We start from the raw sequence: 8,767 nt of genomic DNA on the forward strand, positions 1-8,767 counted from the left end.
CAACAAAATTACATAAATTTACGTGCATATTATGAGAATTGTGAATATCCTAGATAGTAGGCATCATTTGTAATCACAATAGAGATGAGGCGACAATGACCGAACGCGAACAACAAATCTTGACTTGGATTCAACAAAACCCGATGATTAGCCAACAGGAACTTGCAAATCTCGCAGGAATTACTCGTTCAGGTGTGGCTGCTCATATTTCCAATTTAATTCGCAAAGGATATTTACGAGGTAAGGGATATATTGTTACTCCTCCAAGTTATGTGACTGTTGTTGGCGGAATTAGCATGGATGTTCTTGGCATTGCTTGCGGAGATTTGATGGATTACACGTCTAATGCTTCCCGTGTGTGCTATATGCTAGGCGGTGTTGGAAGGAATATTGCAGTCGCGTTGGAACGTCTTAATATTCGCACAAGCATGGTTTCTGTCTACGGTGGCGATCACAACGGAGAGCTTTTCCGCATTGATGCTGCTGCAAACGGCTTAGATATTGGTTATGCGAAGCAACTTCCTGAGTCAATGACTGCTTCGTACATGTATGTTGGTGACGCTTCTGGTCAGCGTTTGCTTGCTTTAGACGATATGAGTATTTACGACCACATGACTCCTGATTTTTTGCGTGAGCGCATGTCCATTATTGAAAATGCTGATATTTTGGTGTTGGATACTAATATTCCGCAAAAGTCAATTGAGTGGCTATGTGACCGTTATCGCCGTCCTATTATTGTTCGTGCAATTACGGATGCAAAAGCTCCTCGAGTGCTTTCTAGATTGTCTCGTATTGACACCCTTATTTTAGATACTGCTGAATCGCAGGCTTTAACTGGCGTTAATGCTGTTGACGAGCGTTCTGCAATTCGCTGTGCGAATGTGCTTCTCAAGCGTGGAGTAAAACGTGTATTTGTAAATGCCGGTCGCGCAGGAGTTGCTTATGGTGTTGCAGATGAGGGAGTGTCGTTCTATCCTGTCCCAGTTAAGCGCGTCCAGAGAATGATGCTAACTCGCGGAAATAGCAATGTTGGTGTTGAAGCAGTCGGCAACGACAACGGTTCTAGCGATGCTGCTACTGCGGCGCTTATTTACGCGCGATATAACGAATTTGATTCTTCAAAAACTGGCAGATTTGCGGTTGCTGCTGCAGCTTTGAATACTGAATCTATGCAGCCTGTACATGAGTTGTTTAATCCAGAACTTATTTCTCAACGCATGACGAATATTCATGAGCGCATTTAATTAGTGCTTTTTGCGCTGATTCTATTTCTTTTATTTAATTTACGAATTAATCTTGTAAATTTTTCTTGCATACAATCCTAGGTCTGCTATACTTGTTATTAGTCATTTGTTTAGTTATATAAACAAATGYTAGGTAATTAGTGTTGTATGATGCAATGAAGCGTATGTGCAGCGAAATGCGTAGTGGCGTACGGGCATGGATCATAGAGCAATTTACGCATAAATTAACAGCAGTTAGTAGCAAACGTAATAGCAAAAATAACTGAAAACTATTTACGTAAGTTATTAACAAGAAGTTAGTTATCTACGAAGGAGTAATGATGACTTCAATCATCCTAGATTGCGATCCTGGTCATGATGACGCCATGGCTATTCTGTTGGCACTTGGTAACCCAAATATTGAGTTGCTCGGCGTAACTACAGTTGGCGGCAACCAAAGTCTCGAAAAAGTCACGTATAATGCGCGTGCAACTCTCGAAATGGCTCGTGCAACTCACATTCCAGTTCACGCAGGCTGCGACCGACCAATGGTCCGCCCTCTGGAAGTTGCGGCTTCCGTGCACGGCGAAAGCGGCTTAGACGGCGTAACGCTTCCAGAACCAACGCGACCATTGGACGAAGGCCACGCTGTAAATTGGATTATTGATACGATTATGAGCAACGAACCTGGCACGATTACGCTTGTACCAACTGGTCCGCTCACCAATATTGCTATGGCAGTGCGCCTTGAGCCACGAATCGTGAGACGTGTGAAGGAAGTTGTGCTCATGGGCGGCGGATATCACGTTGGTAATTGGAGCGCGGTTGCTGAGTTTAATATTAAGGTTGATCCAGAATCTGCGCATGTTGTGTTTAATGAGGATTGGCCTATTACTATGGTCGGCCTTGATTTGACGCATCAGGCACTTTGCACTCCTGAAGTGCAAGCAAAGATTAATGCTATTGGCACGCCTCTTTCTGCGTTTGCTAGCGGTTTGATGGACTTCTTCCGTAAAGCGTATAAGGATAATCAAGACTTTATTGATCCGCCAGTTCATGATCCTTGCACGATTGCTTATTTGATTGACCACAGTGTGGTGGCTACTCGTCGCTGCCCTGTAGACGTTGAAATTAAGGGCGAATTAACAGTTGGTATGACCGTTGCAGATTTGCGCGGACCAGAACCATCCGCAGAAGAATGCCATACGCAAGTTGCAACCAAACTTGATTTCGATAAATTCTGGGATTTGATTATTGACGCGCTGAAGCGTATCGGCTGATTTGTACTAGAATTATTCACGATATTTTGCGCAACAATACTGCAAATTTACCGAAAGAAAATAAAGCGGTAAAGTTGCGCAAAAATAAAATTTATACGAAATTTGATATGAGGCTATTATGACTGAAGTTTCATCTCCAACGCCTTCCATGCTAGACAAGGGTGGGCGATCAATTGTTGCGCTAATGACGGCGCTACTCGTTGCTATTTTTGCTTTCCAGCTCAACGCTTCAATGCTTTCTCCAGCATTAGCAACAATGACAAAAGAGCTTCACGCAACCGATACGCAAATCGGCTTAACTCAAACAGTGTTCTTTACTGCTGCTGCTTTATTCTCACTGTTTTTGCCGCGTTTATCTGATTTAGTCGGTCGTAAGAAGGTGCTTATTGGCATTTTGATTTCAACGATTGCGGGCTGCGTAGTGTCTGCGCTTGCTCCAGATGTGAATATTTTGATGCTTGGACGTATTTTGCAGGGTGCTTCTGGTCCTGTAGTGCCGATGTGCTTGATTATGCTTCGCGTGCGCGTAACTGAAGAAAAGCGTTACGCAAAGCTAATGGCAATTTTGACATCTGTAAACGGTGGTATTGCTGGCGTTGATGCGTTGCTTGGCGGTTGGCTTGCTGGAAAGTTTGGTTTCCGTTCGGTGTTCTGGACTATGGCAGGTATTGCTGTAGCGGCAGTGATTATGGTGATTGTTGCTGCTGAAGAATCTTATGCGGAGGAAACTTCAAAGATGGATTGGTTGGGCGTTGTGACGCTTGGTATTGCGTTCCTTGCAGCATATCTTGCTATTAATGAAATTGATAAGCTTGCAAATGCTAACTTGACTATGGTTGCAGGCCTTGTGGTAGTGGCTGTAATCTTCTTCGCGATTTTCTGGAGAATTGAAGGAAAGATTGCTGCTCCTTTGGTTTCGACGCATTACATGAAGCAGCGTCGCACGTGGGGCTTGCTTTCTTGCACGCTGCTTACCATGACTGGCGTTTTTGCTTTGATGAATGGTGTAGTGCCGCAGCTTGCTCAGGATGCTAAGTTTGGTGCTGGCTTGGGTGCTGACGTGGTGAGCTTTGCAACGTTGACGCCTTACGCAATTATTGGCTTCTTGTTTGGGCCTGTGGCTGGTATGCTGGCTGCCAAGTTTGGTTACCGTTTGGTACTTCGTGCTGGCATTATTGTCAGTGTGATTGGTGTTGTGTTTGGTATGTATGTTGCTAATAATCCATCGGTGTGGTCTTTGGTTGCGCTTTCGCTGGCTTTGGGCGTAAGCTACGCAGGTGTTGCAAACATTATGCTTAACGGACTTGGTATTGTGCTTTCTCCAAAGGATAATCCAGGATACTTGCCAGGCATGAACGCTGGTGCTTTTAACTTGGGTGCTGGCTTAAGCTTTGCAATTCTTTACGCTGTGATGACGAATGTTGCAGGAACTAATGGTGCAACAGGCGGATACATGGCTTCGATGGTTGCGGGCATTGTGTTACTTGCGCTTGCGTTTGCTTGCTCCTTCTTAATCCCGAATCCTGAAGAAGTAAATAAGTAAGATTGACGCGTGAGTTTGCGTAATCTTAAGTGAATAAAATTAAGCGGTAAAGCTAGGATTTCCTATGCTTTGCCGCTTTTTGCTTTCTGCGCGCGACACTTCCTTTACACAGCTGTAAAGCGAGTATCGAAACCGAAAACAAATGCCAGTAAATTCTCCAACAAATGTGTTTAAAACTCATAGACAATACTAAATAATCACAAAATCGCATTGAGTAACAATGACTGTCGGGAGGGGGAGGATAAGCTAGAAGAATGCACATTATTGCTGGACGTTTTAAATCTTTGCCGCTTACTTCAGCGCAGTCGTGTACAAGACCTACTACAGATCGCACGAAAGAAGCGATATTTTCTAGGCTCGATTCGTGGGATGTTATGCACAATGCTCGCGTTCTTGATTTATTCGCCGGCACAGGTGCGTTAGGAGTTGAGGCGCTATCTCGTGGCGCGCGTGAGCTTGTTTCTGTTGAAGCAAATTCGCAAGCAGCTGCGCTGATACTTCGTACATCGAAAACGTTGCAGAGTTCAAAGGCTTGGGATTCTGCGCTTTCTATGAGGGTTCTTCGAAAGCGCGCGGAGCAGTTCGTTGCGGATTATAGTGGGGAAGCGTTTGACTTGGTTTTTATTGATCCGCCTTATGCTTACGAAACTGCGGATTGCGAAAGTTTATTGGCTTCGATGATTGCGAGCGGAGTTGTGAGCGTTTCTGCAGATACGTTGATTGTGTTGGAGCGTAGCGCGCGAAGTGTTTTGCCGACTATGCCTGAGGGCTGGGAGCTGTTTGATACGCGTAATTACGGAGAAACTTCTGTGTTGTTTATTCAGCCTAAGCGCGATTGATCTGATTCGGCTTCGTTACAATCTGTTTTTGTACTCAGGATGTGGCGCGAGTTTCGGGGGATTTCTTTCCTCGCATGCGCTACGACCTGCTTTCACACAGCATTGCGCGCGTGAAAGCAACTCGGAGCGTGAGCTTGCTCAAGTTGAAAGCACGGTGTGCTTTCAACGCAAGCTCAGTAGCGAGCGCACCTAGACCGCGCGAGCGTTCCTTCGGGCGCTTTATTCTTAAACGTTTTTTAACGATACGCTCGCGTTTTATTACGCTCGCTTGCGAAACTCGCGTTGGAAGTCCACTGGACTTCCAACTTAAGCGAGTTTCCGCATTGAAGTGCCTCCGCGCGCTACGCTTTAAGCGCTCCGGCAAGTCAATGCGCCCAGTCCTCTTTTAGTGCTCGTAAAGAAATCCCCCAAACTCTGCGTGTTTAATCGTTAATAACCGTGCCTTATCGCAGAGATTTTTCGATTTTTCTTCTTCGCTTGGCGAATCAGCAGCCTGCGGCTCTGACGTTCGCCGCGCTCAGTGCGAAAAATCTCAAATCTCTACCACACGAATATTAGTACATTGAAGTTAGCGTACTAAACAGGTGGTGGTGTTATGGTGGAGAGATTTTGTGTTGTGCGTGCGGCAGCAATAATGTTAGTGTTCTCTAATCAATAAGTAATTAACGCTAGCATAGCAATACTGTTGCCAGAGTATTTCCGGCTTTTGCTGCTAGCGCGAGTTTTTGCGCGGATGATCGCCAGAAACTTCCCATCCGAGCGACATAAGCGTTTTTCGATCCGCTTTATCTATCTTGTGGCAGTCCAATTTTTCAATCAAATCAGGTCGAATTTCGCTTGTGCGAGATATAGCTTCATCTCGACGAAAACGATCAACTTTGGCGTGATTTCCGGAAGTGAGTATTTCCGGAACGCTTATACCTCGCCAAGTAGTTGGACGCGTGTATTGATGGTGTTCCAAGAGTGCGTCCGATCCTGTGTACGACTCTTCAACAATCGACTCAGGATTTCCCATAAACCCAGGGATTAAGCGTGTAATTGCCTCAAGCATAACGCTTACTGCAACTTCTCCGCCATTTAGCACGTAATCGCCAATTGAATACTCGCGTACGTCAATTCCTTGCGCGCGGTAATATTCTGGAATCCTAGCGTCGTAGCCTTCGTATCTGCCGCATCCAAATACCAAATGATTTGCGTTGCTTAATTCCGTTGCGTCTTTTTGCGTAAATAGTGGGGCAGAAGGGTTCGGGAATATAAGAATTGGTTTAGTTGAGTCTATTTTATTAGTCACGATTTTTGCTTCTTCGCAACTATCGCACGTATCGCACGTATTTTTTACTTCAGATTTTGGCAAGTTAAGCAGCTCGTCTAAGCATTCCGCCCAAACTTCAGGCTTCATAACCATGCCGGCGCCACCGCCAACCGGCGTGTCATCAACCGATTGATGTACATCGTGAGTCCATTTGCGTAAATTGTATGCGCGAATTTGCAACAAGCCATTATTTTGCGCTTTGCCTAACAAACTTAGGTCTAGCATGCGAAAATATTCTGGGAATACGGAAATAATATCGATGTCCATCATAAGGCACTCTACTACGAAAACTGATAAAACTATGAAAACTACGAAAGCCCCGGAATTAGACCGCCCGGAGGATCAATAGTCAAATACCCGTTTGCAACGTCAACTTCCGGCACAAGTGCCTCAACAAATGGCACAAGCGCAGTCTTATTATCGTCGTCAATCGGATTATTCAAGCGGATTTTTAGCAAAGATTGCGCACCGTCGAGCACATCCACAACTTTTCCAATAGTGCAAGCCGGCAGCCCAGGCTGATTTTCTTCGCACAAGCGCGCTTGTAAACCGACTAAATCCTTAATATACCAAGCATTTTCGGCAGCAAGTTCTTGCGCATCTTCCGCATGTACATACAATTCAGTGCCATTAAGTGCTTCCGCATCGTTGCGATTTTGTGATTCTTCGAATAGTAAAATCCAACGATTTTTGAATGTTCTTGCGTTCTCAATAACGAACTCGCGCTCGCCGTCTGCAGTGCACAATACATTTCCTGGCTCAAAACGTTCGTAAGGCTCATCTGTAAAAATTTGTACAGTAACTTCGCCTTTTAAACCTTGGGCTTTACCGATACGACAAACCCTCAGCAGGTCATTACGACTTTGCTGAGGGTTGTCAAAAGATTGTTGGTCTAATGCCACGTTCATCTCACTTACGTACGTCCATAATGTCAACGCGCACATTGTGGTTGCTCAAAGCTTGCACAACAATGCGAATTGCATTAGCGGTACGACCATTGCGTCCAATAACGCGACCAATATCTTCAGGATTCACGCGTACTCGAAGCAATTCGCCGCGAGCATTTTCGTGAGAACGTACCGACACGTCATCTGGAAAATCCACGATGTTCTTAATGAGATGTTCAACAGCTTGAGCCAGCATGATTACTCAGCCTTTTCCTCGGCTTCGGCAGCTTCCGCAGCTTCAGCTGGGACTTCTTCGGCTTCGTTTGCAGCGGCTTCAGCTGCAGCCTGAGCCTTAGCAGCGGCTTCAGACTTAGCGGCCTTCAGCTTCTGAGCTTCAGCTTCAACAGCTTCAACGCGAGCCTGTGCGTCTGGACCAGCTTCAGAAGTCTTCAACGTGCCTTCGGCACCGTCGAGACCCTTGAACTTCTGCCAGTCACCAGTGATCTTCAAGAGTTTCAACACTGGTTCGGTTGGCTGTGCGCCAACGCCAAGCCAGTACTGTGCGCGCTCAGAATCAATCTGAATCATAGATGGTTGCTTGTTTGGATCGTAAACGCCGATCTCTTCGATGGACTGACCGTTGCGCTTGTTGCGTGAATCAGAAATGACTACACGGTAAAAGGCATAGAACTTCTTGCCCAATCGCTTAAGACGAATCTTGGTTGCCAAAATGGCTCTCCTTATAACTAGAGTCGTGGAATTTCGTTCGGGTGTGGGGCACTCCTTGCGAGCTTCCACATGTTCCTCACGTGGTCGGGAAGAGGGCGCCGATTCACGCGAATAACTTATCTATTATGCCTGCGCGCTTGGACGTTTTTATCCAGTGATTGTAGGTCGATTGCTGCGATGTATGCTAAGTGATCAGTGCCGTCGACAACTACATTCTTTTGCCATAGTGCGTTAGATTTACAGTTTTTTGCGCAAAATAGCACATGGTCAAGTGTAAGATTTGGCCACTTAAGCCATGTAGGCCATGTGCGTAGACGCTTTCCAAGCGAAAGCGCAACGTCTGTAAATCCGTATTTCAAAAGCGAGCGAAAGCTTGGGTGGTCGACTGTGGAATTAAGATCGCCAGTAACAATAGTAAGAGTTGCTAAATCGCAAGTTTTCGAAGTAGATTCGTCAGCGCATTCGTTAGTGCAATCGGCGAAAGAATCAGTAGTAGAATCAATAGTCGCAAGTGCGCGAATTCCATTACTCCAAGCAGCACACCCACGCATCGGTGACTTTGGATGTGCAGAAGCAAATTTCACCAAAACTTTTTCATTTGCACCAAAATCTAAGCAAGTTGTAACGCTTGGTACGCTTGCAGCTTCAATTTTTACAGAATTATTGCAAGTAGAAATCGCGGAATATTGCGTAAAAATAGCGTTGAATCCGCCGTTATTATGCTCACTTTGCGCACCTACGCACGAAGTTGGAAAAATTTCGTATATTCCAAGTTTTTCAAGATTTTTTACTAAAGACTTGCTTAATTCTTGTAAAAGTAACGTATTTACGTGATATTTTTTCGTTATTTCTATTATTTCGGATGCGCTCGCTTTTCCGTATCTGCAGTTAAGAGTCATCACGCGTATTTCTTGATGCTGTTCCTTGCAGCTTTTGCGCGACGACCTGCTTTCG

The 8,767-nt window shown here is 45.3% G+C and carries 9 protein-coding genes; 4 read left to right on the top strand and 5 right to left on the bottom strand.

Features of this window, described 5'->3' with window-relative positions; genetic code table 11:
* Nucleotides 1–95 precede the first annotated feature (95 nt).
* From A5295_RS03910 to rsmD, 4 genes are all read left to right on the top strand, one after another.
* Nucleotides 96–1,244 (top strand): PfkB family carbohydrate kinase, encoded by a 1,149-nt coding sequence (locus A5295_RS03910; protein ID WP_064621754.1) that lies wholly within the window; start codon nt 96–98, stop codon nt 1,242–1,244.
* A gap of 320 nt (nt 1,245–1,564) precedes the next feature.
* Complete coding sequence (locus A5295_RS03915) at nt 1,565–2,503, top strand: nucleoside hydrolase (protein ID WP_033888576.1); 939 nt, start codon at nt 1,565–1,567, stop codon at nt 2,501–2,503.
* Between the two features lie 118 nt (nt 2,504–2,621).
* Entirely contained in the window at nt 2,622–4,046 is a 1,425-nt protein-coding gene (locus tag A5295_RS03920) for an MFS transporter (protein ID WP_004110247.1), read from the top strand.
* A gap of 254 nt (nt 4,047–4,300) precedes the next feature.
* Nucleotides 4,301–4,885 (top strand): 16S rRNA (guanine(966)-N(2))-methyltransferase RsmD, encoded by a 585-nt coding sequence (gene rsmD / locus A5295_RS03925; protein WP_064621755.1) that lies wholly within the window; start codon nt 4,301–4,303, stop codon nt 4,883–4,885.
* A 712-nt stretch (nt 4,886–5,597) separates the two neighbouring features.
* On the opposite strand, the gene trmD is transcribed toward rsmD, so the two are convergent.
* From trmD to A5295_RS03955, 5 genes are all read right to left on the bottom strand, one after another.
* Nucleotides 5,598–6,464: a tRNA (guanosine(37)-N1)-methyltransferase TrmD gene (trmD, locus tag A5295_RS03935; RefSeq protein ID WP_180963755.1), complete on the bottom strand. Its 867-nt coding sequence runs from the start codon at nt 6,462–6,464 to the stop codon at nt 5,598–5,600.
* Nucleotides 6,465–6,505: 41 nt separating this feature from the next.
* The gene (gene rimM, locus A5295_RS03940) at nt 6,506–7,105 is read right to left on the bottom strand and encodes a ribosome maturation factor RimM (protein WP_064621574.1); all 600 of its coding nucleotides are present in this window, start codon (nt 7,103–7,105) and stop codon (nt 6,506–6,508) included.
* A gap of 1 nt (nt 7,106) precedes the next feature.
* Nucleotides 7,107–7,340 carry an RNA-binding protein gene (locus A5295_RS03945; protein WP_004105376.1) on the bottom strand — a complete coding sequence of 78 codons (234 nt, stop codon included), beginning with the start codon at nt 7,338–7,340 and terminating at the stop codon, nt 7,107–7,109.
* 2 nt (nt 7,341–7,342) lie between these two features.
* Complete coding sequence (rpsP, locus tag A5295_RS03950; protein ID WP_012913862.1) at nt 7,343–7,813, bottom strand: 30S ribosomal protein S16; 471 nt, start codon at nt 7,811–7,813, stop codon at nt 7,343–7,345.
* A 116-nt stretch (nt 7,814–7,929) separates the two neighbouring features.
* Nucleotides 7,930–8,767, bottom strand: an 838-nt coding sequence (locus tag A5295_RS03955) for an endonuclease/exonuclease/phosphatase family protein (RefSeq protein WP_064621757.1), incomplete at its 5' end; no start/stop codon positions are given.

This window comes from Gardnerella sp. 26-12, assembly GCF_001660745.1.
GTDB lineage: Bacteria > Actinomycetota > Actinomycetes > Actinomycetales > Bifidobacteriaceae > Bifidobacterium > Bifidobacterium swidsinskii.

What these genes read in the sequence shown, in the direction of transcription:
- trmD (WP_180963755.1), bottom strand. Translation starts at nt 6,464, where the DNA reads ATGGACATCGATATTATTTCCGTATTCCCAGAATATTTTCGCATGCTA.
- rsmD (WP_064621755.1), top strand. Translation starts at nt 4,301, where the DNA reads ATGCACATTATTGCTGGACGTTTTAAATCTTTGCCGCTTACTTCAGCG.
- A5295_RS03915 (WP_033888576.1), top strand. Translation starts at nt 1,565, where the DNA reads ATGACTTCAATCATCCTAGATTGCGATCCTGGTCATGATGACGCCATG.
- A5295_RS03920 (WP_004110247.1), top strand. Translation starts at nt 2,622, where the DNA reads ATGACTGAAGTTTCATCTCCAACGCCTTCCATGCTAGACAAGGGTGGG.
- A5295_RS03945 (WP_004105376.1), bottom strand. Translation starts at nt 7,340, where the DNA reads ATGCTGGCTCAAGCTGTTGAACATCTCATTAAGAACATCGTGGATTTT.
- rimM (WP_064621574.1), bottom strand. Translation starts at nt 7,105, where the DNA reads ATGAACGTGGCATTAGACCAACAATCTTTTGACAACCCTCAGCAAAGT.
- A5295_RS03910 (WP_064621754.1), top strand. Translation starts at nt 96, where the DNA reads ATGACCGAACGCGAACAACAAATCTTGACTTGGATTCAACAAAACCCG.